This window comes from Polaromonas potterensis, from assembly GCF_033446725.1.
Taxonomy (GTDB): domain Bacteria; phylum Pseudomonadota; class Gammaproteobacteria; order Burkholderiales; family Burkholderiaceae_C; genus Polaromonas.
In genome coordinates this window covers 406,850-430,143 of sequence record NZ_JAWQLX010000002.1, presented here as the reverse complement: position 1 = coordinate 430,143, position 23,294 = coordinate 406,850, and the positions used below count along the sequence as shown (strand labels likewise).

The window sequence follows — 23,294 nt, the reverse complement described above, 5'->3', positions numbered from 1 at the left end:
GCCGGGACAGGCCTGTCGGCGGCCATGGCCGCTTGGTGTAGGACGGCAGGAGGGCTGTGAACCCGCCCTGGCCGCGGAGTGCCTCAGGGCAGTTCTTCGGCCTTGAGGGCGGGCTCCGTGAGGATGCGGGCGGTGCTCGGCAGGCTATCAAGCAACTGGTTGGCAAAAAAGCTGCTTTGGGTGTCTGGCTCCAGGGCTGCGATGACCAGGTTGGCCAGCGGCTGGTTCAAGGGCACGTAATAACTGCCGGCCGGGGCGTCAATCACGCCGCGCATCAGGGCGACCTCGGTTTTGATAATTTGCCCGGCATCGGCGATGGTGCCGCGCACGTCCTGGCGCACACCCGCTGAACGCGCAGTTTCGCGGTACATCTCGCCCAGCATGGCGCTGGGCTCCAGCACACGCAAGACCTGGACGCCATGCAGGCGCAAGCGCTCCACGGCGGTTTTCGACGCAGCCGAGAGCCAGTAGCCGCAGGGACGCACACGCGCCTTGATCTTGCGCAAGGTCAGCGCCGAGTTCCATTCCACACGTTGCACCTTGTCGGCACCGGTGAGCGGGTCCAGCATCAGCAACTCATAGGGAATGGTGGTCGGGCCGGCTTCCACAATCGCTTCGTCCTTGCAGGCCGACGCGCTGAGTTCTTTCTCGATATAAGGTTGCAGTTGCCCCAGCTCACTGGCGCGCTGGGCGGTACTGGCCAGCACGCTGCTGATGGCGGTCACGTGGGTGTGCACGCGGCGCTGGATGTGCAGCCGGCCTATGCCCACGCCCCGCGTTTCGATCAACAGGCTGACCGCATTTTTCAAGCCGTTGACGTTGCGGCCGGTGTCGGGCTGGGTGCCACCCATGGAAACTTTTTTGTCCGCCAGGTCGGTGGATGTGGTGTAGTACCACTCGGTGCTCAGGCCCTGGGTTTTAAGTGCCGTCAGCAAGGGGCGGCGGTACCATTCCTCGGCGGCTTTCGTCAGGAATTCCGGCAGGTTGGCGGTGGTGGCGTATTGCAGCAACGCGTCGTACTTTTGCACGCCGCCGAACTTTTGCAGAAAGCGGCCGACCACGGTGTATTCGTGGGCATCCACCACCACGGTCGGGTGGTAGTCGCGGGTGAGTTTGGCCAGCGCGCGGGCTTCAGGCGTATTCAGCAACAGGTGGTCGCGGTTCATGTCCAGTCCGCCGCTGGTCACGCGTTTGTGCTCGGCCGAGCCGTCCGGGTTGGCGCGCGGCACGATGATGACGTTGACACGCTCGAGCAGCGGCTGCAACAGGCCTTGCGCCAGTTCGCGGGCGACCACCAGCAGCGCTTCGCTGCCGGCCGGTTCGTCGCCATGTTGTTGGCCGATCAGCAAGACGGTGGGGCGCCCCGAGGCGACCAGGGCGGCGGCGCTGGTGTCGGTGCCATGGGTCAGCACCAGGGCTTCCAGTGTTTCGCCGCCTTGTGACTGGCCCAGCGGCAGCACGGCGGCTTTCAGTTTGGACGAAGGTGCGGCCGAGGCCACCAGGTCGCGCAGCCAGCTCTCGACTTCCGCATTCGAGGTGAAGCTGTTGCGCCCGGCTTGCAGGCCGGGGGTGTTGTAGACCACGGTGGGCGCGGGGAAACGGGCGGCGACAGCGGCACTGTAAGGCGGCTCCGGCGCGGCGGCGGGCGCGGTTCCGGCGCCAACCACCACCGCCGGTCTGGCGGGCTCGGCTTGCACCACCGGGGCTGTCGCGGCTGGCGGCGCTTTGGCGGCGCCGGAGGACCCCGGCCAGGGCGGCAGCGGCACCGAAGTACAGGCCGCCAGGATCAGGAGCCAGGGCAGGACCAGGCCCACACGCAGTCGGTCAGGCCGCCAGCCCGGGTGTGACGAGTCTGGGGTGGCGAAGGGGGCGCTGGTGGGGTTTGTCATCCGCATGGGCTGGTCTGAGGTTAGAGGTAAACAGGCTCTTAGAGGCCTGTGGGCATATTATCCGGCCTGCTGCCGGGCCGCTTCGGTGGCTACCCTTGGGGGCATTTTGTGCTGGCGCTTCTCCGCGCTGGCCATATGAGAAACTAGGGGTCCATGAGTGAGAACGCTGAATTTTTGAAAGACACCGGGAAAATCCTGTCTGTCGCCCCGATGATGGACTGGACCGACCGGCATTGCCGTTATTTCCACCGCCTTTTGTCGCGCCACGCCTTGTTGTACACCGAGATGGTGACCACGGGCGCGCTGATCCATGGTGATGTGGCGCGCCACCTGCGTTTTAATGCCGAAGAACACCCAGTCGCGCTGCAACTGGGCGGCAGCGAGCCGGCCGACCTGGCCCACTGCGCCAAACTCGGCGAAGAGTGGGGTTACGACGAGATCAACCTCAATTGCGGCTGCCCCAGCGAACGTGTGCAACGCGGCGCGTTTGGTGCCTGCCTGATGGCCGAGCCGCAACTGGTGGCCGACGGCGTCAAGGCCATGCTCGATGTGGTCGATGTGCCGGTGACGGTCAAACACCGCATCGGCATCGACAAAACCGAGAGTTATGAGTTTGTGCGCGACTTTGTCGGCACGGTGAGCGAAGCCGGTTGCCGGGGTTTCATCGTGCATGCCCGCAACGCGTGGCTCAAAGGCCTGAGTCCGAAAGAAAACCGCGAGCTTCCGCCGCTGCGTTATGAGCTGGTGCATCGCCTCAAGGCCGAGTTTCCGGACCTGCACATCGCCATCAACGGCGGCCTCAATACCGGTGAACTGGTGCGTACACAGTGGCAGCAACTGGACGGCGTGATGGTGGGCCGCGAGGCCTATCACAACCCCTGGTGGCTGGCTTCGTGGGACGCGGAATTTTTTGGCGCCCAGCCCTCGGAGCTGAGCCGCGAATCTGTCGAGGAAGCCATGGTGGACTACATGGCGCGTGAAGCCGCGGCCCATGGCACACCCTGGAGTTCCATTGCCCGCCACATGCTGGGTCTGCGCCATGGGCTGCCGGGCAGCCGCCGCTGGCGCCAGGTCTGGAGCGACCACAAACTCAAAAGCCTGCACCCGCGCGATGTGATGGCCTTGGCGCATGAAACGGTGCAAGAGGCGGCGTAAAAGCGCTCCGCCCTGATTTTTATGAAAAATAGGGCTGTAGGCCGCATCGGTATTGCGTGAGAAGCTATTAAAAATGTAGCGACTTCGCCAAATAATTGAGCTTTACCTGGGCCCCACCTGCCATGCATGACAACAATTGGTCCGTCAAGCCCGTGGCCTTGCCTCTGGCGTCGCGCATCTCGCGTGTGTACCCCACAATGGATCTGGCGGATGCTTATGCCATTCGCTTGCCTAAGGACGCCAGCAGCGACCCGGAGTTGCTGGCGCGCTTCCTCTTCTCCCAGCAAGCGCCGTGGGTGGCTAGACTGATGCGGTTGCGTGACGTGCTGGTTGCCAGATTTGGCCTGAAGACCTCCGCGCAGTTGCAGACATCGGATGGGTCCGCTGGCGACAAGCGCATTTACATCTTCAAGATTTATGAGACCAGCCTCCACGAGATTGTTTTGGGTGAGGACGACAAACACCTCGACTTCCGGCTGTCGGTGTTGCGCCAGACACAGACAGTCGCGGCCGAAAGCGCCCCATATCTGATTGTGTCCACCGTGGTGCGTTGCCACAATCGTTTGGGGCGGATTTACATCCTGCTTATCGCCCCCTTCCATCGCCGGGTGGTTCAGTCCGGCCTGCGCAGAGCGGCGCGTGCCGGGTGGCCCACTTCTGCGGCTGCATGAAGAGGGTCCCCGGGCCGTCGCACGCATGAAGGATGCAGCCCTCTTTCGCAAGCTCAAGCTGGGGCGGACATCGCCGCGCTCAGGGGCCGATACCGACCTGGGTCACGAACTTGGTGTTGAGGTAGGCCTCGATGGCTTCCGAGCCGCCTTCCGAGCCATAACCTGAATCCTTCACACCGCCGAACGGCACTTCGGGCAGGGCAAAACCATGGTGGTTAATTGTCACCATGCCGCTTTCAAGCGCGGCGCTGACGGCGCTGGCGGTCTTGAGTGAGCGGGTGTAGGCATAAGCCGCGAGGCCATAAGGCAGTCGGTTGGCCTCCTGGATGACTTCGTCGAAATGTGTGAAGGGCAGGATGGGCGCGATCGGGCCAAATGGCTCTTCATTCATGATTTGGGCCTCCACGCTGACGTGGGTGAGCACCGTCGGCTCGAAGAAGTTGCCCTCGTTGCCTATGCGTTTGCCACCGGTGAGCAGGCGCGCGCCCTTGGACACAGCATCATCTACCAGGCGCTCCATGGCCTGTACACGCCTGGCATTGGCCAGCGGGCCCATGCGGGTCGCCGGGTCCAGGCCGCTGCCGACCTTGACACCTTGGGCCGCGCGCACAAAACCTTCAACGAAACGCTCGTATAGCGACGCGTGAACCAGGAAGCGGGTCGGGGAGGCGCAGATCTGGCCTGCGTTGCGGAATTTGGCGCCGCTCAGCAAGGCAATGGCCGCGTCCACATCGGCGTCTTCGAACACGATGGCCGGGGCGTGGCCGCCCAGCTCCATGGTGGCACGTTTCATGTGCTGGCCGGCCAATGCTGCGAGCTGTTTGCCCACGGGGGTGGAGCCGGTGAAGGTGACTTTGCGGATCACCGGGTGCGCAATCAGGTAGCTGGAAATATCGGCGGGCACGCCGAACACCAGGTTGATCACGCCGGCGGGCACGCCGGCATCCACATAAGCCTGGACCAGCGCGGCGCAACTGGCCGGTGTTTCTTCCGGGCCCTTGAGAATGACCGAACAGCCCGCGGCCAGGGCCGCGGACACCTTGCGCACCGCCTGGTTGATGGGAAAGTTCCAGGGCGTGAAAGCGGCCACGGGGCCAACCGGTTCTTTCACCACCATCTGACTAACGCCTTCGGCACGTGCCGGAATAAGGCGGCCGTAGGTGCGCCGGCCTTCTTCGGCAAACCAGTCGATCAGGTCGCCGGCCGACGCGGCTTCGGCCTTGGCCTCGACCAGCGGTTTGCCTTGTTCGAGGGTCATGAGGTGGCCGATGTCGTCGGCCCGGCTGCGCATCAGATCGGCGGCCTTGCGCAGTATTTTGTAGCGGTCAAAAGCCGAGACCTGGCGCCAGGTGCGAAAACCCGCATCGGCGGCGGCCAGTGCACGGTCCAGGTCGCTGCGGTCGGCATGGGCCAGCCGGGCCAGCGTCTGGCCGGTGGCGGGATCGAGGATGGCTTCACTCTTGCCGCTGGCACCGTCGCACCAGGCGCCGTTGATAAAAAGCTGAACGTTGGCGTACATGACTGTTCTTTCTGGATTTTTTGAAATGTGTCGGCAGCTCGCTCGGGCCTCAGACGAGGGATAACGACCAGTCGGCGATGAGGCGGCAACATGTGCGTTTGTGTTCGGGCTGGTCGAACAAATAGTGTTTGGCGCCGTGTATCGGGGTCAGCAGTTTGTTGTCGTGCGGCACGGCCTCGTACAACATCCTGGCGTGCCCCGGGTAACAGCCAGGGTCGGCTGTGCCGTAGATCACGTGTACCGGCGCCTTCACGGTTTGCAGCCGTTCGGGGCCGTTGCCGTTGGACAAAGAGGTGCTCCACTGCGACAGCCAGGAACGCAAGCTGGTGTAGTGACCGATGGAGGCCGGCACCAGGTTAGCTACATAGGGGTCGCCCCATTGTGTGGTGGCCGCGCGGTCCGAGGGGTCCAGCGACAGGTCCAGGTTGCGCGGGTCGGCCATGGTGCCGTGCACGACAAAGGGCAGGTCGTCGACGCGGCCGTCGGTGCGCTCTTTCAGCGCGGCCAGTTGCGCGAGTGCCCATTGCGTGATGCGTTCGTTGCGCGCCACCTGGGCCGCGCGGTAACGCGCCAGGAAGTCGGGCGCGTAGGGCGGCCCGTTGTCCGGGTTGAACATGTCCAGCGCCGGGTCGCGCTGAAACGGATCGTTCTCGTCGAGGATGGCTGGATCGAGTTTTTCGGTGAGCACGATGTTGCGCCCGGGGTGTGCCATCAGCATGATCAGCCCGTCGGCGGGCGGCAGGTCGGCGCGGGTCAGGTCCGGCGGGCCGCCTGCGGGCGCGGCTTGGATGGTCGGGTGTTCGGCCTGGTTCTGGTAAAGCGCCACCAGGCCGCCACCGCCCGAGTTGCCAACCAGCACCACGCGTTGGTAACCCTTGTTGCGCAGGTGGCGAACCACCGAGCCGATGTCGACCACGCAGTGCTCCAGCAGCAGCATGGCTTCGTTGCCGATGTAACGCGTGGTCATGCCGATGGCATCCACGCCGCATTCGGCCAGCGTCTCCAGCGCGTAATGGCCCATGAAGTTGGACGAGGGGTGGATCACCACCACGGCGGTGCTTGCGCGTGGCCCACCGACACCCGCCGCCCGGTGCCGCGTGCACCACAAGACCCCGGCGCGGCGCGCCACGCCGGACTGGACATCCATGGCCCCGGCGCTTTGCATGGGGACGGCCAGCAGTTCCCGGCGATTGATTTGCGTTTTATCCATGATTCAACGTGCATTCCATGACTGGTAATAATCGGCTTTTTCCGCGGCCAATGCGGCACGGCCTAACAGCAGCGGCTTGAAGGTGTCCAGCATCACGGCGCATTCCTCGGTGTGTTGTCCCACGCGCGAAGGGCCGGATTCGTAGGCGGCCGGTTGCGGGCCGTGGATGTGGCCGGCAGGGTGTAAGGACAGGGCGCCGCGCTCGATGCCACTGCCCTTGCGGCTGAAAAAATTGCCTTCCGCATAAAAGATCAACTCGTCCGAATCGACGTTGGCGTGGAAGGAGGGAATCGGCATGGCGCGCGGGTCGTAGTCGAGCATGCGCGGCACAAAATTGCAGAACACGCAGTTGGGCGCTTCGAACACCTGGTGCACCGGCGGTGGGCGATGAAAGCTGCCGGTGATGGGAGAAAAGTCCGAGATGTTCAGCGCGTAGGGATAGTTGCAGCCGAACCAGCCCACGACATCAAAAGGATGGGTCTGGTAGGTGTAGCAGGTCAGGCCGTTGCGGTTTTTCACGATCACGTCCACGTCGTCGCCTTCGGCCAGTAAAGGGCCTTCGGGACGGCGCAGGTCCAGCTCGGAGTAGGGCGATTCCTGGTTGTACTGGCCGTTGGCCGTGAGGTAACGCCTGGGGGGGCGGACATGGCCCGCGGTCTCGAACACCAGCGCGCGCAGTGCGGTATCGCCTTGCGGCAGCCAGCGGTGGGTGACACCCTTGGGGATCACCACGTAGTCGCCTTGCCGCACATCCAGCACGCCGAACACCGTCTCCAGCCGCGCGGCGCCGTCGTGGATATACAGCAACTCATCACCGCCTGCATTGCGGTACAGCGGTGAGGGCTGGTGGGACACCGCGAACGACACCAGCACGTCGCTGTTGCCACACAGCAAATGCCGGTTGCCGATCATGTCGCCGGTGTCTTGCAGGCCGCTGGTGGCCAGCAGGCGCGGCAACAGGGGATGGTTGTCCACCAGGTCGGACGCGGGGTGCGGCAGAGCCGCGACTTTGCGCACCGCCGAGGGCGGCGAGCGGTGGTAAAGCAGGGACATGTTTGACGAAAATCCCTCCTCGCCCATGACCTCGGCTGCGTAGAGTTTGCCGTCAGGCCGGCGGAATTGCGAGAAGCGCTTGCGCGGTATCTCGCCGACTTGCATGAAGTAAGGCATAGGCACATCCCAATCGTTCAAAAACACAAAAAATCATTCGCGCTGCTGAGCGTAATTTTTTGGAAAGCTGGGGTCTATTAGGGTTTGTATGAATAAAATGAAATGATGTTCCAAAATAATATCTGCCTGTCACCGGCCACAAAGGCCGGTGGCGCAGAGGACTTATGGAAATTACTTTCGACGAATATTTCAAATATCAGCATCACGAAGCGCGCATCCCGTCGCCGCTGCGGCAGGGCTGCGATCCGGTCCGGCATCGTGTGGTGATTGCGGGCGGCGGACCCACCGGCCTGGCGCTGGCGCTCGGGCTGGCCAACTACAACATTCCGGTGGTGGTGCTGGAGGCCGACGACACGGTGTGCAGCGGCAGCCGCGCCGGCGCCTTCACACGCCGCACGCTGGAAATCCTGGAGCAGCTCGGTGTCATCGACGAGGTCATGCGCACCGGCCACGGCTGGACCACGGGCTGGACCTATTACCGCGACAAGGAGGTGTTCCAGTTCAACATGCCGCATGACGCGAACCAGAAATACCCGCCTGCGATCAGCCACCTGCAAAATTACATTGAACATTGCATGGTGGGCCGGGCGCAGCAACTCGGCGGCCTGATCGACATCCGCTGGAAAACGCAACTGAAAGCCTTGCAGCAAGACGCCGAGGGCGCTCGCCTCGAGGTGGAAACGCCCGATGGCAGCTACGCGCTGGAGGCCGACTGGGTGGTGGCCTGCGACGGCGGGCGCAGCACCGTGCGCGACCTGCTGGGCCTGCGCATGCAGGGCAAGCGCCATGAGGGGCGTTACGTGATCATCGACATCCGCATCGACACCGAAGGCCTGCCGGTCGGTCGGCGCTGCTGGTTCGACCCGCCGTCCAAGCCGGGCGGCACGCTGCTGATGTACAAGAAGCCGGGCAACATGCTGCGTTTTGATTACCAACTCAATGACGACGACGATGAGGTCGAGGAGATGAAGCCCGAGCGGGTGTTTGCGCAGGTGGACCAGCACCTCAAGATGATGGGCATTGACCGCAAATGGGCGCCGGTCTGGATGAGTTTGTACCGCGCCAGCGCATTGACGTTGGACAGCTACCTGCATGAGCGTGTGCTGTTTGCCGGCGATGCGGCGCACCTGGTGCCTATTTTTGGCGTGCGCGGCATGAATTCCGCCATCGACGACGCCCACAACCTGGCCTGGAAGCTGGCCTTTGTGGCCAAGGGCCTGGCCTCGCCCCGCTTGCTGGAAAGTTACAGCAGCGAGCGTGTGCACGCGGCCCGGGAAAACCATCGTTTCGCCTCCAAAGGCGCGGAATTCATGGCGCCGCCGTCGGCCCCGTTCCGCCTCATGCGGGATGCCGTGTTGTCGCTGTCGGAGCGCCATCCCTGGATCACCAGCCTGATGAACCCGCGCCAGCATGCGGCGATTCCACTGCTCGACTCATCACTGAACGCCAGCCCACAAGACTCGGCGGCTTTCCGCGCCGGGCCGGTGCCGGGCGACATTTTGCGCGAGTGCCCGCTGGAGATAAACGGCCAGCCCGGTTTCCTGAGTGATTTGCTGGGGCCGCATTTCAGCGCGTTGTATTTCAGCGAAGCGGGGGAGTTGTCCGCCGCGCTGGCGGCGGCGTGTGGTGATCTGGCGACGCGCGTGCCCTTCCAGGTGCGGGTGATCGCCCGGCGCGGAACCCCACCGAACGGCGGCGCGCTGGACGCGCAAGGTCAATTGTTGTCCATGTATGGCGCGCAGGTGGGCAGTCTCTACCTGGTGCGTCCGGATGGCCACGTGATGGCTCGCTGGCTGGACGCCGACCCCCAGGCCCTTGTTTCTGCCATTGAGCAGGCCCTCAGCCTGCAAGAGGAGGTCTGCCATGTCTGATCAGGAATTCGACGATGTCTACACCCGGCTGTGTTACGCACTGACCGACGCGGGTGAGGCGCAGACACCTTCCGTGCTGGCGCGCCTGACCCTGCTGCTGATGAAACAGGTGGACGATGCGACCCTCATTCATCAGGCGATAGGCGCCGCATTGCTGGAAGAGAACACACCATGACAGAACCCACCACGCCAACCAACCCGTCATCACAGATGACCGGTGGCGAGGCCCTGGCCCAGCAACTGGTCCGCGAAGGCGTGCGCGACATTTTCGGCGTGCCGGGTGTGCAGCTTGACTGGGCCGTGGACGCGCTGGCCGGCATGCAAAAGGAATTGCGTTTCATCGTGCCGCGGCACGAGCAGGCCACCTCCTACATGGCGGATGGTTATGCGCGCTCCAGCGGGCGTGTGGGTGTGAGCATGGTGGTGCCCGGCCCCGGCATGCTTAATGCGTTGTCGGGTCTCGCGACCGGTTATGCCTGCAGCTCGCGGATGTTGTTTCTCACCGCGCAGATTCCATCCGACAAGATAGGACGTGGTCTGGGCATGCTGCACGAGTTGCCGGACCAGACAGGCATTCTCAAAAGCCTGGTGAAGTGGCATGGTCTGGCGCAAACACCGGCGGCGGTGCCGGGTGTGGTGCGCAAAGCCGTGCAGCAGCTTTACAGCGGTCGGCCGCGGCCGGTCGGTATCGAAATCCCGCAAGACGTGTTACAGCGTGCCGAAACCGTGGCGCTGGCCGATACCACCCAGGCACCGGAGCCATGGACCTGCGACGAAGCCTTGATCGAACGCGCCGTGGCCTTGCTGCGCGGCGCACGCAGGCCGGTCATCGTGGCCGGTGGCGGCATTGTTGCGGCCGGCGCATCGGCCGCGCTGGCCCGCTTGGCCGAGCGTCTGCAGGCGCCGGTGCTGGTCACGGAAAACGGCACCGGGGCCTTGTCATCGCGTCATCCGCTGGCGCTGAACTGGTTGTCCTCGCGTGCCTTACTGCCGCATGCCGACGTGGTGCTGGCGGTGGGCAGTCGCTTCATTGATCCGCAGGGTATGCCGCTGCGCCTGCGTGCCGATGCGCGCCTGATCCTGGTGAACGCCGAAGCGCAGGACCTGGGCGCACCACGCGAGCCCACCGTGGCGATCCACGCGGACGCACGCACGGCGCTGGAGGCGCTGGTTGCCGCGCTTGAGGGCCACCGCCCGGCGACCGATCAATCGCAGGACGTGCAGACCCTGCGGGACTGGACCGCCACACAGCTGGCCGACATTGCGCCGCAATGTGAATGGCTGCGCGCCTTGCGCAAGACCATCCCGGACAACGGCTTTCTGGTCAGCGACCTCACACAGGTCGGTTACCCGGCCCACCTGGCTTATCCGGTGTACGAGCCGGGCACCTTCATCAGCGCGGGTTACCAGGGTACCCTGGGTTATGCCTACGCCACGGCGCTGGGTGTCGCCGCGGCGCATCCCGATCGCGCCGTGGTGGCGATTGCGGGCGACGGCGGTTTTGGCTGGACCTTGCAGGAGTTGGCGACCGCGCGCCGCTACCAGTTGCCGGTGGTGCTGGTGGTCTTTAACAATGAGGCTTTTGGCAATGTCCGTCTGTTGCAGGAGCGCCAGTTCGGGCGCAGTTATGCCACGGAGTTGACCAACCCGGATTTCATGCAACTCGCGAAAGCCTTTGGCGTCGATGGCGCGCGCGTGTCCAATCCCGCCGAGTTGTCCGGCGCACTGGCCAGCGCGCTCGCGGCACGCCGGCCGGCACTTATCGAAGCGAGGACCGGGGCCTTGCCCAGTCCCTGGCATTTGATCCGGGGCGCCGCAGCGGCGGTGCCCAATCCCCTGGGTATACCGATACAAGTCAAAGGAGACACACCATGAAGGTCATCAGCCGGTTGTTGAGCGCTCTGTGCGCCGTGCCGATTTTGCTCTCGCCCGCGCTGGCGGCGCCGGACGCCAGTTTTCCGCAAAAAGGCAAGGTGATTCGCATCATCACGCCGCTGTCGCCCGGTGGCTCGTCGGACATCCAGGCCAGGGCCATTGCCAACCGCCTGTCCCAGCAGATGGGTGTGCCGGTGATTGTCGAAAACAAACCGGGCGCCTCGACGGCGATTGCCGTGCGGGAACTGATGCGTTCGCCGCCCGATGGCTACACACTGCTGTACACGATCACGGTGACCACCAGTCAGTTGCCGCACCTGTATGCCAAGCCGCCTTTCGACGTTTTCAAGGACATGACACCTTTGGGCGTCGCATCGCGCACACGCACCATTCTGGTCGCGACGGCCAATGCACCCTATAACACCCTGAAGGAGATGGTGGCCTATGCCAAGGCCAACCCCGGCAAGGTGAATTACGGCTCTTACGGCATAGGCTCGTCGGGCCACATCAACGGTGAACTGCTCAAAGCGAATGCGGGCATCGACATTGTCCATGTGCCCTACAAAGGCAGCACCGAGGCCGTGCGCGACCTGCTGGGCGGCCAGATCCAGCTGGTGTTCGACGGGCCGGCCACGGCCATCACCAATGCCAAGGCCGGGTTGGTGAAAATCCTGGGTGTGCCTGACAAGGAGCGCCTGCCGTCGATTCCGGATGTACCCACCATCACCGAAGCCGGCGTGCCTGGCCTGGATCTGCCTGGTCTGGAGCAGTTTTTCGCACCCGCCGGAACACCGAAGAAGATTGCGGATGCGCTCAACGTTGAACTCATGAAAGCCGTGCGTTCACCGGAGGTGACGGAGTTGCTGCTCCGTGGTGGCTCTACCTTGGTGGCCAGTACCCCGGCTGAGCATGCCCGCATGATGCGCGAGGATTCGGAAAAGTGGGGCGCCGTGATCCGCCGGCTTGGCATCCGCATGGATTGAGCCGGACCTGCCTTGACGCTGGAGCCGCTGGTGCGGCTCGTTCTTTTTTCCTGCCGCGTCGAAGGTTGTTATGCCTCTCGGCCGGCGTTCACGTGTCACCCCGCGGGTGGCCGGATTGTTGGTTGATCATGCCGCTGTTCCTGGTTTTTTCTGTCTGTGTTTTCGCCAGTGGTTTTGCGCTGCGGGTGATAGATCCCATTGTGTTGCCCCTGGCTGCCCACTATGCGGTGCCGCCCGAGATGGCCGCGATGCTGAACACGGCGTACGCCTTGCCTTACGCCGTCGCCCAGTTGTTCCTAGGGCCGCTGGGCGACCGCTTCAGCAAACTGCGCTGCATGCAAGTCTGCTGCACGGGGCTGACGCTGGCGCTGGTGCTGGGCCTGCTGGCGCCGTCCTTCGCCTGGCTGGTGGCCACACGTATCGTGGCGGGCATTTTTGCCGGCGGTCTGATCCCGCTGGTGCTTGCCTCGCTGGCTGAAAAATACGGCATGGCGGAGCGCCAGGTGATGATAGGCCGCATGTTGTTTGCGATCATCGCGGGCCAGATGCTGGGTTCTGTGGTTTCCGGCCTGGCCAACGAGGCCTTTGGCTGGCACAGTGCGCTGGTTATTGCGGCGGTGTTGGGCGCAGTGGGGGCCGTTTTTTTGTGGCAGGCCAAGCCCGAGGCCAGTTTGGCGGCCGACCCGAAGGGCGCCGCCTTGTCCTTTGGCGCACTGTATGGCCGGGTGTTCCAGAACCCGCGGGCGATCTGGCTGTACGCCTGTGCTCTGGCCGAAGGAACGCTGTTTTTCAGCTTTTTCCCTTACGTCGGCGCTTTGCTGCTGGATCACACGACGGTGGCTACCGCCTCGGTATCGGGTCGGGCGGGGCTCATCCTGGGCGCTTTCGGTATCGGGGGCCTGCTGTATGCCATCCTGGTCCGCCGCTTGATTGGGTGGCTGGGTGTGAGCCGCATGTGTTTGATCGGTTCGGTGGTGGCGGCTGCTTGTTACGCCGGGCTCACGCTGTCCTCCTTCTGGTGGGTGGATGCGCTGACCATGCTGGTTGCGGGCTTCAGTTTTTACATGATCCACAACTCGCTGCAGACTCAGGTGACCGAACTGGCACCTTCCGCACGGGGATCGGCGGTGGCGCTGTTTGCCTGCGGCTTGTTTGCGGGGCAGGGCATCGGGCCGCTGTTTTTCGGCGCCCTGATGCACAGCCTGGGGCTGACCGGGGCCTTGCTGCTGCTGAGCGCCGGTTTTGTGCTGCTGGGCCAGGTGGTGGTGCGGCGTGTGTTGGTGCCCGCCACCTGAGCGGCGGCTGGCGGTTTGACTGGCTCAGTGGCTGGTGCCGGCTTCTTCGGAAATCAGTTTGGCCGTCTTCAGTAGTTTGGGCGCGATCTTTTCAAGCAGCAGTTTCTTGGGTAGCAGGTAAGCGGGGCCGCCACAACTCACGGCATACAACTCGCCGCGCGGGCCGCGCAGCGCCAGGCCCAGCGCGTTGATGTCGTTGTGCCACTCACCAAAAGACGTGCAGTAACCCAGCCGCGCGTGCTCCAGCAGTGCTGCGTCCAAACGCGTCTTCACGGTACGCCAGTTGCTGCCGCTGGCCGCGCGTATGCCTTCCAGCAAAGCCTGCCGTTCCGGTTCATCGACCGAGGCCAGGTAGGCCCGGCCCGAGGCCGAGGTGGCAATCGCCATGCGCGAGCCCACGTCCAGGTTGGACAGGATGACGGCGGAACGCGGGCGGATGTGGTCAATCAGCACGATGTCCAGGCCGTCGCGTACACCCAGGTGCACCGCGGCGCCGGCCTGCTCGGCCAGCTCTGTCAGATGTTGCCGCGCGTGGCTGCGCAGGTCGAAGTTGCGCAGGTAGGCATTGCTGAGTTCCAGCAGCGCGGCGCTCAGGCTGAAGCGTTCGCTGTCGGCCAGCTGCCGCAAAAAACCTGCGCCGACCAGCGTGGCCGCCAGCCGCGAGATCGTGGCTTTCGGGATGCCTGTGGCTTCGGCTAACTCGCGGTTGCTCAAAGGCCTGTCAGCCTGCGAGACCACGCGCAAGACAGCAAGGCCCCGGGCCAGGGCGCTGACTTCATCTTTGGGCTGGGTCTGGGTGTTGTCTGTCATGCATTACTCGGTGAATGGCCGGGGTTGGGGTCGGGGTTTCATAAATCAACGTTCCATTTTATGGACAAGTTGGGGTGGCTCTTTCAATTCCTCGTTCCGGTGTGTCGCACGGGTGCAAGGGTTTCCGCATGCACGCCCGTAAAACCTGGCTCAAAAGTTTGTATCTGAAGGTCGTCGCGAACAGCCGCCGCGGCGTTATGACTTTATGAACTGGTGTGTCGCTTCAAGTCCGAGTTGCCAGACCTCCGCATATTTGTCAGCGGCAGTCGTAGGATGGCGTGTGGGGGCACGAGGCACACCGGCTGGTGATGTGATTGCCGGTGCAAGCGGTGGGATTCGCTTTTGCGCAAAAATTTATGGAAAAAAGGCCGCCAGCCCAAATAGGACGGGCGTAAGTAGCTATGAAAAGTGGAGCGTATCACGATTTCGGCGTGCGCAGGTGTTTCCTGGAGGGCGTGCTTTTTATGCCACTTCGGGCTTGGCGCTTGCAGGTTTCAAGTGGCCATACGCCTTGTTGTTTTTGGCGCTATAAAAAAGTGTGAACCGGATTTTTTTCACAGCAGAGCAAGTCATAACGTTGTACGCTGTAGTCTGAGATGCTGGAACTTTTCCCCTGACCCTGCTATCTATCAGGCACAACAATCAGAGCTAACAGTCGAGTCGTCGCGCGGTAAGCTGAAGCAGGTTTGGTCCATGGGTCGGTGATGCTTCAGTTGCAGCGTACATAGGAGGCCCTATGAATGTCGTTCGCAATTTTCTGGCGCGTTATGAACAAACGCGGGAAGAAGAGCTGTCCATCGAGGAGTACCTCGAAGCCTGCAAAAAAGATCGCCTTGTCTACGCGACGGCGGCCGAGCGAATCCTCGCGGCCGTGGGTGAGCCTGAAATGGTCGACACCCGGCATGATCAACGACTGTCGCGGCTCTTTGGCAACAAGATTATCAAGATTTACCCGGCCTTCCGTGATTTTTACGGACTCGAAGATCCGATTGAGCAGGTGGTGTCCTACTTCCGCCATGCGGCGCAAGGCCTGGAAGAGAAAAAACAAATCCTCTACCTGCTCGGGCCTGTGGGCGGCGGCAAGTCCTCCATCGCTGAGCGGCTCAAACAGCTGATGGAAAAAGTGCCTTTTTACGCGCTCAAGGGATCACCCGTCAACGAGTCGCCGCTCAGCCTGTTTAACAATGCCGAAGACGTACCCGTGCTCGAATCCCAGTACGGGATTGCGCCGCGTTACCTGCAGCGGGTCATGTCACCGTGGGCGGTCAAGCGGTTGGACGAATACGGCGGTGACGTGCGCCAGTTCCGCGTGATCAAGCGTTTCCCTTCTATCCTGAAGCAATGCGCCATCTCCAAAACCGAACCCGGCGACGAAAACAACCAGGACATTTCTTCGCTGGTGGGCAAGATCGATATCCGCAAGCTGGAGACTTACGCCCAGGATGATCCGGATGCCTACAGCTACTCCGGCGGCTTGTGCCTGGCGAACCAGGGTTTGCTGGAGTTTGTCGAGATGTTCAAGGCGCCCATCAAGGTCTTGCATCCGCTGCTGACTGCCACGCAGGAAGGCAACTACAAGGGCACCGAAGGTTTTGGTGCGATTCCTTTCGATGGCATCGTGATGGCGCACTCCAACGAAAGCGAGTGGAAAGCTTTCAAAAACAACCGCAACAACGAAGCTTTCCTGGACCGTATTTACATCGTCAAGGTGCCGTATTGCCTGCGGGTGTCGGAAGAGGTCAAGATTTATGAAAAGCTGGTTCGCAACTCCTCGCTGCTGAACGCGGTCTGTGCGCCCGGCACCCTGAAGATGATGGCGCAGTTTGCGGTACTCACGCGGCTGAAAGAGCCGGAGAACTCCAGCATGTTCAGCAAGCTGCAGGTGTACGACGGCGAGAACCTCAAGGACACCGATCCGAAAGCCAAGAGTTACCAGGAGTACCGTGACTACGCGGGCGTGGACGAAGGCATGAGTGGCATCTCGACACGGTTTGCCTTCAAGATTTTGTCCAAGGTGTTCAATTTCGATTCGACCGAAATCGCCGCCAACCCGGTGCACCTGATGTATGTTCTGGAAAAACAGATTGAACGCGAGCAGTTCCCGCCGGAAACCGAGCAGAAATACCTGGCCTTTATCAAGGAAACACTGGCCGCGCGTTATGCCGAGTTCATCGGCAAGGAAATCCAGACCGCCTATCTGGAGTCGTATTCGGAATATGGCCAGAATATTTTCGACCGTTATGTCACTTATGCCGACTTCTGGATTCAGGACCAGGAATACCGGGACACCGATACTGGCGAAATTTTCGACCGTTCGTCTCTGAATGCCGAACTGGAGAAAATTGAAAAACCTGCCGGCATCAGCAACCCGAAAGACTTCCGCAACGAGATCGTCAACTTCGTGTTGCGTGCGCGGGCCAACAACGCGGGTAAAAATCCGACCTGGACCAGTTACGAAAAACTGCGCACCGTGATCGAGAAGAAGATGTTCTCCAACACCGAAGACCTGCTGCCGGTGATCTCCTTCAATGCCAAGGCCAGCGCGGACGAGCAGCAGAAACACGAGGACTTCGTCAACCGCATGGTCTCCAAGGGTTACACCACGCGGCAGGTGCGCTTGTTGTGCGACTGGTACTTGCGGGTTCGCAAGAGTTCCTGAACTTCAAGGCATGTAGCGCCAACGTGTCATTTGTAGCCGACCGGGGATCACCATGCTGCAGCAAGTCATTGATCGGCGTCTCTCGGGCAAGAACAAGTCCATCGGCAACCGGGAGCGTTTTTTGCGCCGCTTCCGCGGGCAGATCCGGGAGGCCGTTCGCCGCGCCGTGGCCGGCCGCAGCATCCATGACATCGAGCAGGGCGAGGACATCACCTTGCCGCGGCGCGATGTGTCCGAGCCGGTGTTTGGCCACGGCGACGGCGGCACCCGCGAAACCGTCCATCCCGGTAACCAGGAATACATACGCGGCGATCGCATAACCCGCCCGCAAGGCGGTGGCGCGGGCGGGGCGGGTCAGGGTGCGAGTCAGGACGGGACCGGCGAAGATGATTTTGTGTTTCGCATCACGCGCGAAGAGTTCATGCAATATTTTTTTGACGATCTGGCCTTGCCGCACCTGGTGCGTACCCAGCTCTTGCCGAATGCGCCCGAATGGACCTCCCGGCGTGCCGGTTTTGTCACGGATGGCACACCGACCAACCTGCATGTGGTGCGCTCCATGCGGGTGGCGCTGAGCCGGCGTATTGCCCTGAGTGGAGAAGCCAGACGCAAGCTACGCGAACTGGAGGCGCAACTGGCCGTGATTTTGCGTTTCGGCCCCGGCCTGTCCGGTGAAGTGGCGGCGCTGCAAGAGCAGATCGACGCCCTGCGTCGCCGGCTCAGGCGGATTCCGTTTTTTGATCCCTTCGACCTGCGCTACCGCAACCGGGTTCGGGTGCCTTTACCGACCGCCAAGGCGGCGATGTTTTGCCTGATGGATGTGTCGGGTTCCATGGACGAGGCGCGCAAGGACATCGCCAAGCGCTTTTTTATCCTGCTGTATTTGTTTTTGCAGCGGCATTACGAACGGACCGACGTGATTTTTATCCGCCACCATACGCAGGCGGCCGAAGTCTCCGAAGATGAATTTTTCCACTCGGCCGAGACCGGTGGCACCGTGGTGTCCAGCGCCTTGACGCTGATGCACCAGATCATCCAGGCGCGTTACCCGCCGGGCGAGTGGAATATTTACGGTGCCCAGGCCTCCGACGGCGACAACTGGCACCAGGACTCGTCCAAGTGCCGGGAATTGCTGACGGGCAAGCTGCTGCCGCTTTCCCGCTACTTCGCTTATGTGCAGGTGGGGGATGAAGACCAGAACCTCTGGCAGGAGTACACCGAGGTCCTGGCCACCAATAGCAACTTTGCCATGCGCAAAATCAGCGAAGCCTCGGAGATTTACCCGGTGTTTCGAGACTTGTTCAAGAAAGGCACCAGCACAACATGACCCGGGAATCCCGCAAGCACGCGCCTGTCCCTGCACCCGGCTTGCCCGGTGTGGCCGGCAGGCGCGCGCGCCTGCCCAGCCCGTCGGACTGGTCCTTCGAGCTGATTGAAACCTACCATGCTGAAATCGCGCGCACGGCCCGGGCTTTTGGCCTGGACACCTACCCGGTCCAACTGGAAGTCATCACGGCCGAGCAGATGATTGACGCTTATGCGGCGGTAGGCATGCCGGTGAACTACCGGCACTGGTCTTTCGGCAAACAATTCATCGCCACCGAAAAAAGTTACAGGCGCGGGCAGATGGGTCTGGCTTACGAAATCGTGATCAACTCCGATCCTTGCATTGCCTACCTGATGGAAGAAAACACCATGCCCATGCAGGCGCTGGTGATGGCGCATGCCTGTTACGGCCACAACTCCTTTTTCAAGGGCAATTACCTGTTCCGCATGTGGACCGATGCCAGCTCCATCATCGATTACCTGGTGTATGCGCGAGCCTATATCGCGGAGTGCGAGGAGCACCACGGCTGGGATGCAGTCGAGCAATTGCTGGACTCCTGCCACGCCTTGATGAACCATGGCGTGGACCGTTACCGGCGCTCGCAAAAACTGTCGCTGGCCGAGGAGGAAGCGCGCCGCAAGGACCGTGAAGCCTATCTGCAACAGCAACTCAACGACCTGTGGCGCACCGTGCCCAAGTCCGCCGAAAAAGAGGCTGAAAAAGTCGGCCGCCGCTTTCCGCCTGAACCGCAGGAAAATATTCTGTACTTCATCGAAAAAAATGCGCCCCTGCTGGAGCCCTGGCAGCGCGAAGTGGTGCGTATTGTGCGCAAGGTCGCGCAGTATTTTTATCCGCAGCGGCAGACCCAGGTCATGAACGAGGGCTGGGCCACCTTCTGGCATTACACCTTGCTCAACACCCTGTACGACGAGGGTTTGTTGACCGACGGCTTCATGATCGAATGTCTGCGCTCCCACACCAACGTCATTTATCAGCCGCCGGTCACACACCCGGCCTACAGCGGCATCAATCCCTACGCCCTGGGTTTCGCCATGTTCAGCGACCTCAAGCGTATCTGCATGACACCTACCGAAGAAGACCGGTTATGGTTTCCCGACATCGCCGGCTCGGAGTGGCTCAAGACCCTGCATGCTGTCATGCGCGACTACCGGGACGAGAGTTTTATCGGGCAATACCTCTCACCCCACCTGATGCGCGAGTTTCGCCTTTTCTCGGTGCTGGACGATGCGACCGAGCTGGAACTCGAAGTGGCTGCCATCCACGATGAAGCGGGTTACCGCCATGTGCGCGAGGCCTTGTCGCGGCAGTTTGACCTGAGTTACCGCGAGCCCAACATCCAGGTCTGGAATGTGGATGTGCGCGGTGACCGTTCTCTGACCTTGCGCCATACCCGCCACAACGACAGGCCGCTCACCGATGACGTGCAGGAAGTCATGAAACATGTGGCGCGCCTGTGGGGATTCCGTGTCCAGCTCGAGAGTGTGGACAAACACGGAAAAATACTCAGGCACTGGGAGGCGGAGCCGCCGCACCTCTGAGGCGTCAGGCTTGGCTCAGCGGCTCAACGAGAGGATGGTTTCTGGTACATCGCATCAATCTGTGGCTCGAAATGCGCCATGAGGTTGTTGCGTTTGAGCTTGAGCGTGGGTGTCATGAAGCTGTTTTCTAGGGTCCAGGGTGTCAAGGTCAGGCAAACGGCGCGTGGCACCGCATAACGCGCGAAGCTTCCCATTTGCTTCTCGATACGCGCCAGCGCGGCCCTTTCGGCCGCCGGCTGGTGCAGGCTGGCCGGGTCCTGCGGGTCCAGTGTTAGTGCCTGCGCCAGCCGCTTCCATTCATCACGCTGCAACACCGCCACACAGGCTATAAAGGGACGGTTTTCACCAACCACGAAAGCCTGCTCGAACAACGGGTCGGCGGTGATCGCCAGCTCCAGGTCGCCGGGCGGCACTTTTTCACCGGTGGAGGTGACGATGATTTCCTTGATACGCCCCAGGATGCGTAGGCGCCCGTGGGTGATCTCGGCTTGGTCGCCGGTGGCCAGCCAGCCGTCGGCCGAGAGAATACGTGCGCTGTCTTCCGGCCGCTTCCAGTAGCCTTTCATGACGGACGGGCCGCGCACCTGCAATTCCCGCTTGTCGCCTATGCGCACCTCGATGCCGGACAAGGCCCGGCCCACAGTGGCGGGATCGTTGTCGTCCAGGCCGTTGGCGGCCACCACCGGCGAGGTTTCGGTCAAGCCATAACCCTGCAGCAGCGGCAGGCCCAGGCCGAGAAAACACTGGGCAATGGCCGGTGACAGTGGCGCGCCGCCACTGACCGCCACACGCACCCGGCCGCCCAATTGCGCCAGCAGCGGTTTCGCCACCAGGTATTCCAGCAGCGCCCAGGGCAGAACGGTCCAGGGCGCGGCCGCGCTTTCCGTTGCCCTGTCGGGCATCGGCAGGCCTTGCGCCGCGCAAAAGCGCCGCCAGCCGACGGTTTGCGCTGCCGCGAATAGCCGCATCTTCAGGGGCGAAGGCGAGAGCTTTTCCTGCAACTTGGCGTACACCCGTTCGTAAATACGCGGCACCGAGATCAGCACCGTGGGTCGCACACTTTTCAGGTCTTCACCGAGCTGGGCGACCGAGCGCGCATACGCCACACAACTGCCGGCGGCGATGGCCAGGTAATAACCGGCCGTGCGTTCAAAAGTGTGCGACAGCGGCAAAAAGGACAGGAAGACGTCTTCCGTGGTGGGCAGCACGCGCGCCATCACCGCTTGCACATTGGCGACCACGTTGCGGTGGGTCAGCATCACCCCTTTGGGTTTGCCGGTGGTGCCCGAGGTGTAGACGATGGCGGCCAGGTCGTGCGGTTCAGGTGGCGCCGGCAGCGGGGTGTTGTCACGGCCCAGCGCCAGCCAGTCGGCCAGACTCAGCACGGTGACCGCATCACCGGTATCGGTAGCCGGTGGGGAAAGGTCGCCATTCACCACAACGACGGTTTTCAGGTCCGGAAAGGGTTGGCCCACGGCGCAAATCTTTTCCCACAGCGCGGCGTGATCCAGGATCAGCAACGAAGCTTCGCAGTCGGCCACGATGTAGGCAATGCTGCCGGGGTTATCGATGGCGTGTAAAGGCACGGGCACACAACCGGTGGCCAGCGCCGCCTGGTCCATGCTCATGGCCTCCAGCCCGTTGGGCAGCAGGATGGCCACACGTGCGGCGTTCGGCAGGCCGCTGGCGGCGAGGGCGCGGCTCCAGCGGGTGACACGCGCCAGGGTGTCGGCCCAGTTCAGGCTGAGCCATTGCCCGCTGCTGTTGTCGAAGCTGCGGTAAGCCTCACCCTGCGGGCTGAGCCTGGCGCGAAAAGCCAGCAGTTGGGGCAGCGTCTGCACGTCGTTGATGGTGGCGATAGCGGGAGTCATGAATTCAACCGTTCAGAAAGGGTCGCGGCGGCACGGGATGTCCTGTGCTGCTAGCTGCCATCGGGGATGGCGTGTTGAAGGGGCAGGGCAAACCCTAGATCATAGGGCGCGTTGTATCTCCTTGCGATCGCGTGGCCGCGTAGGTCGTCAAAATGGAATCAAGCCCGTTTCTTAAGAAAAAACGAGCTACAGCCAAGAAGGGACGGGCGCAAGTTGCTATTAAAAGCGTAGCGAATTTGTCAGACCACGCGGCCGGACGCCATCATGTCGTGGACCAGCGCGGAACATGCCCGTGCTGCCGGTGACAAGGTACGCCGGGTCAGCGTGACGATGCTGTCGTGGGTCCGCAGGGCGTTGGGTTTTTTGACCGGCAGCCGCACCCGGGACTCGGCGCCGTGGCTCAAACCGACCGAATCGGGCGCGAGGCTCACGCCTTGGGCTGTTAGCGCCAGTTGCCGCAGGGGGCTCATGTCGTTGCACACCACGCTGAACTGCGCACGGTCTGTGCGTTTGATCTGGCCCTCGACATGGCGTCACACCCGGTACGGCAGCTGCGGCCAGGCGACCGGTGACCTTGCCCCCGGAAAGTGGGGTTTTAGCCTTGTTCAACGTGGTTGAGCCGTGAGGCGTTTTTGACCCACCTTGCGGCAGGCTCCAGTACCGAGCAACTAGGCAGCAGCTTCCAGCCCATGGCTGAAATGCTCGCGCATACGCTGCACCGTGGCCTCAGCATCGCGAGCGCTCAGCGCCTGCATGATGGCGCGGTGTTCGGCCAGTGACTCTTCAATGCGGCCGCTTTTGAGCAGCGAGTTGTGCCGGTTGAGCTTCATGACCTTGCGCAGGTCGGCCACCATCTGGTCGCGCCAGCGGTTGTTGGCGATTTCCAGCAGGCGCATGTGAAAACGTTCATTGATGGCGAAAAACTGCTCGCGGTCGCCAGTGGCCGCTTCCAGTTGGGCATGCAGGTCCTGCAACTCCTGCAATTGTTCGTCGCTCGCATGAGCCGCCACCACGCCGGCCGCATCACTTTCCAGCAGGGCCAGCAGGTGGTACACATCGGTCAGGTCGCGCTCGGAAACCTCGGTGACATAGGCGCCGCGCCGTACTTTCATGGTCACCAGCCCTTCGGTGGCCAGTACCTTGAGCGCTTCACGCAAGGGCGTACGGCTGATGCCGTATTCCTCGGCCAGCTTGAGTTCGTCAATCCAGCTGCCGGGCGCCAGTTCGCGGCTGAAGATGCGCTGGCGCAAGAGCTCGGCGACCTCTTCATAGAGAGCTCGGGGCGTCAGTGAAACAGCGGCCATGGTCTTTCGGGCTTAAAAGGAGAAGGAGGGGGAGAACGGCTTGCAGCCCTGGGGCTGTAGGATGCCATCTTAGCTGAAATTGAATTTTGCATCAATAATTATGAATGATGTAAACTGGCGGCGATC

Annotated in this window: 18 protein-coding genes; 10 read left to right on the top strand and 8 right to left on the bottom strand. The window is 62.3% G+C overall.

Annotated elements, in window-relative coordinates:
* Positions 1–83: 83 nt before the first annotated feature.
* Positions 84–1,889 carry a M14 family metallopeptidase gene (locus R6254_RS05150; protein ID WP_318404939.1) on the bottom strand — a complete coding sequence of 602 codons (1,806 nt, stop codon included), beginning with the start codon at positions 1,887–1,889 and terminating at the stop codon, positions 84–86.
* 153 nt (positions 1,890–2,042) lie between these two features.
* On the opposite strand from R6254_RS05150, the gene dusA reads away from it, so the two are divergent.
* Both dusA and R6254_RS05140 read left to right on the top strand, forming a co-directional pair.
* On the top strand, positions 2,043–3,044 hold the full coding sequence (gene dusA, locus R6254_RS05145; protein ID WP_318404938.1) for a tRNA dihydrouridine(20/20a) synthase DusA: 1,002 nt from the start codon (positions 2,043–2,045) through the stop codon (positions 3,042–3,044).
* Between the two features lie 122 nt (positions 3,045–3,166).
* The gene (locus tag R6254_RS05140) at positions 3,167–3,715 is read left to right on the top strand and encodes a DUF2867 domain-containing protein (RefSeq protein ID WP_318404937.1); all 549 of its coding nucleotides are present in this window, start codon (positions 3,167–3,169) and stop codon (positions 3,713–3,715) included.
* 79 nt (positions 3,716–3,794) lie between these two features.
* On the opposite strand, the gene R6254_RS05135 is transcribed toward R6254_RS05140, so the two are convergent.
* From R6254_RS05135 to R6254_RS05125, 3 genes are read right to left on the bottom strand one after another with little or no spacing between them, the layout of a single operon-like run.
* Positions 3,795–5,234 (bottom strand): NAD-dependent succinate-semialdehyde dehydrogenase, encoded by a 1,440-nt coding sequence (locus tag R6254_RS05135; RefSeq protein ID WP_318404935.1) that lies wholly within the window; start codon positions 5,232–5,234, stop codon positions 3,795–3,797.
* Positions 5,235–5,283: 49 nt separating this feature from the next.
* Entirely contained in the window at positions 5,284–6,444 is a 1,161-nt protein-coding gene (locus R6254_RS05130) for an alpha/beta hydrolase (protein ID WP_318404933.1), read from the bottom strand.
* A 3-nt stretch (positions 6,445–6,447) separates the two neighbouring features.
* Positions 6,448–7,614, bottom strand: coding sequence for a homogentisate 1,2-dioxygenase (locus R6254_RS05125; RefSeq protein WP_318404932.1), 1,167 nt, complete (start codon positions 7,612–7,614; stop codon positions 6,448–6,450).
* A gap of 164 nt (positions 7,615–7,778) precedes the next feature.
* Between R6254_RS05125 and R6254_RS05120 the strand changes: the two genes are divergently transcribed.
* The 5 genes from R6254_RS05120 to R6254_RS05100 all read left to right on the top strand — a co-directional run bounded on the left by R6254_RS05120 (position 7,779) and on the right by R6254_RS05100 (position 13,638).
* Positions 7,779–9,485, top strand: a complete 1,707-nt coding sequence (locus R6254_RS05120; RefSeq protein ID WP_318404931.1) for an FAD-dependent monooxygenase — start codon at positions 7,779–7,781, stop codon at positions 9,483–9,485.
* Positions 9,478–9,660: a DUF2783 domain-containing protein gene (locus R6254_RS05115; protein WP_318404930.1), complete on the top strand. Its 183-nt coding sequence runs from the start codon at positions 9,478–9,480 to the stop codon at positions 9,658–9,660. Before R6254_RS05120 ends, R6254_RS05115 begins: the two co-directional genes overlap by 8 nt.
* Positions 9,657–11,360 (top strand): thiamine pyrophosphate-dependent enzyme, encoded by a 1,704-nt coding sequence (locus R6254_RS05110; protein WP_318404929.1) that lies wholly within the window; start codon positions 9,657–9,659, stop codon positions 11,358–11,360. The genes R6254_RS05115 and R6254_RS05110 overlap by 4 nt, the downstream gene beginning before the upstream one ends.
* Positions 11,357–12,343, top strand: a complete 987-nt coding sequence (locus R6254_RS05105; protein WP_318404928.1) for a Bug family tripartite tricarboxylate transporter substrate binding protein — start codon at positions 11,357–11,359, stop codon at positions 12,341–12,343. Before R6254_RS05110 ends, R6254_RS05105 begins: the two co-directional genes overlap by 4 nt.
* Positions 12,344–12,471: 128 nt before the next feature.
* Complete coding sequence (locus R6254_RS05100) at positions 12,472–13,638, top strand: MFS transporter (RefSeq protein ID WP_318404926.1); 1,167 nt, start codon at positions 12,472–12,474, stop codon at positions 13,636–13,638.
* 24 nt (positions 13,639–13,662) lie between these two features.
* Here R6254_RS05100 and R6254_RS05095 read toward each other — a convergent pair whose 3' ends face one another.
* Positions 13,663–14,448 (bottom strand): IclR family transcriptional regulator, encoded by a 786-nt coding sequence (locus R6254_RS05095; protein WP_318404924.1) that lies wholly within the window; start codon positions 14,446–14,448, stop codon positions 13,663–13,665.
* Between the two features lie 736 nt (positions 14,449–15,184).
* Here R6254_RS05095 and R6254_RS05090 point away from each other — a divergent pair.
* The 3 genes from R6254_RS05090 to R6254_RS05080 are packed head-to-tail and all read left to right on the top strand — an operon-like array spanning position 15,185 to position 19,993.
* A complete protein-coding gene (locus tag R6254_RS05090; protein ID WP_318404922.1) occupies positions 15,185–17,107 on the top strand; it encodes a PrkA family serine protein kinase in 1,923 nt (640 codons plus the stop codon).
* A 52-nt stretch (positions 17,108–17,159) separates the two neighbouring features.
* The gene (locus R6254_RS05085) at positions 17,160–18,434 is read left to right on the top strand and encodes a YeaH/YhbH family protein (protein ID WP_318404920.1); all 1,275 of its coding nucleotides are present in this window, start codon (positions 17,160–17,162) and stop codon (positions 18,432–18,434) included.
* A complete protein-coding gene (locus R6254_RS05080; protein ID WP_318404919.1) occupies positions 18,431–19,993 on the top strand; it encodes a SpoVR family protein in 1,563 nt (520 codons plus the stop codon). Before R6254_RS05085 ends, R6254_RS05080 begins: the two co-directional genes overlap by 4 nt.
* Positions 19,994–20,016: 23 nt before the next feature.
* Here R6254_RS05080 and R6254_RS05075 read toward each other — a convergent pair whose 3' ends face one another.
* From R6254_RS05075 to R6254_RS05065, 3 genes are all read right to left on the bottom strand, one after another.
* Positions 20,017–21,864 carry an AMP-dependent synthetase/ligase gene (locus R6254_RS05075; RefSeq protein WP_318404918.1) on the bottom strand — a complete coding sequence of 616 codons (1,848 nt, stop codon included), beginning with the start codon at positions 21,862–21,864 and terminating at the stop codon, positions 20,017–20,019.
* Between the two features lie 239 nt (positions 21,865–22,103).
* On the bottom strand, positions 22,104–22,346 hold the full coding sequence (locus R6254_RS05070) for a hypothetical protein (protein ID WP_412103115.1): 243 nt from the start codon (positions 22,344–22,346) through the stop codon (positions 22,104–22,106).
* Positions 22,347–22,532: 186 nt separating this feature from the next.
* Positions 22,533–23,168: a GntR family transcriptional regulator gene (locus R6254_RS05065; RefSeq protein WP_318404916.1), complete on the bottom strand. Its 636-nt coding sequence runs from the start codon at positions 23,166–23,168 to the stop codon at positions 22,533–22,535.
* Between the last annotated feature and the right edge of the window lie 126 nt (positions 23,169–23,294).

Coding starts and splice junctions, on each gene's coding strand:
- R6254_RS05065 (WP_318404916.1), bottom strand. CDS start 23,168: ATGGCCGCTGTTTCACTGACGCCCCGAGCTCTCTATGAAGAGGTCGCC.
- R6254_RS05110 (WP_318404929.1), top strand. CDS start 9,657: ATGACAGAACCCACCACGCCAACCAACCCGTCATCACAGATGACCGGT.
- R6254_RS05125 (WP_318404932.1), bottom strand. CDS start 7,614: ATGCCTTACTTCATGCAAGTCGGCGAGATACCGCGCAAGCGCTTCTCG.
- R6254_RS05075 (WP_318404918.1), bottom strand. CDS start 21,864: ATGACTCCCGCTATCGCCACCATCAACGACGTGCAGACGCTGCCCCAA.
- R6254_RS05130 (WP_318404933.1), bottom strand. CDS start 6,444: ATGGATAAAACGCAAATCAATCGCCGGGAACTGCTGGCCGTCCCCATG.
- R6254_RS05120 (WP_318404931.1), top strand. CDS start 7,779: ATGGAAATTACTTTCGACGAATATTTCAAATATCAGCATCACGAAGCG.
- R6254_RS05140 (WP_318404937.1), top strand. CDS start 3,167: ATGCATGACAACAATTGGTCCGTCAAGCCCGTGGCCTTGCCTCTGGCG.
- R6254_RS05115 (WP_318404930.1), top strand. CDS start 9,478: ATGTCTGATCAGGAATTCGACGATGTCTACACCCGGCTGTGTTACGCA.
- R6254_RS05085 (WP_318404920.1), top strand. CDS start 17,160: ATGCTGCAGCAAGTCATTGATCGGCGTCTCTCGGGCAAGAACAAGTCC.
- dusA (WP_318404938.1), top strand. CDS start 2,043: ATGAGTGAGAACGCTGAATTTTTGAAAGACACCGGGAAAATCCTGTCT.
- R6254_RS05090 (WP_318404922.1), top strand. CDS start 15,185: ATGAATGTCGTTCGCAATTTTCTGGCGCGTTATGAACAAACGCGGGAA.
- R6254_RS05105 (WP_318404928.1), top strand. CDS start 11,357: ATGAAGGTCATCAGCCGGTTGTTGAGCGCTCTGTGCGCCGTGCCGATT.
- R6254_RS05100 (WP_318404926.1), top strand. CDS start 12,472: ATGCCGCTGTTCCTGGTTTTTTCTGTCTGTGTTTTCGCCAGTGGTTTT.
- R6254_RS05135 (WP_318404935.1), bottom strand. CDS start 5,234: ATGTACGCCAACGTTCAGCTTTTTATCAACGGCGCCTGGTGCGACGGT.
- R6254_RS05080 (WP_318404919.1), top strand. CDS start 18,431: ATGACCCGGGAATCCCGCAAGCACGCGCCTGTCCCTGCACCCGGCTTG.
- R6254_RS05150 (WP_318404939.1), bottom strand. CDS start 1,889: ATGACAAACCCCACCAGCGCCCCCTTCGCCACCCCAGACTCGTCACAC.
- R6254_RS05095 (WP_318404924.1), bottom strand. CDS start 14,448: ATGACAGACAACACCCAGACCCAGCCCAAAGATGAAGTCAGCGCCCTG.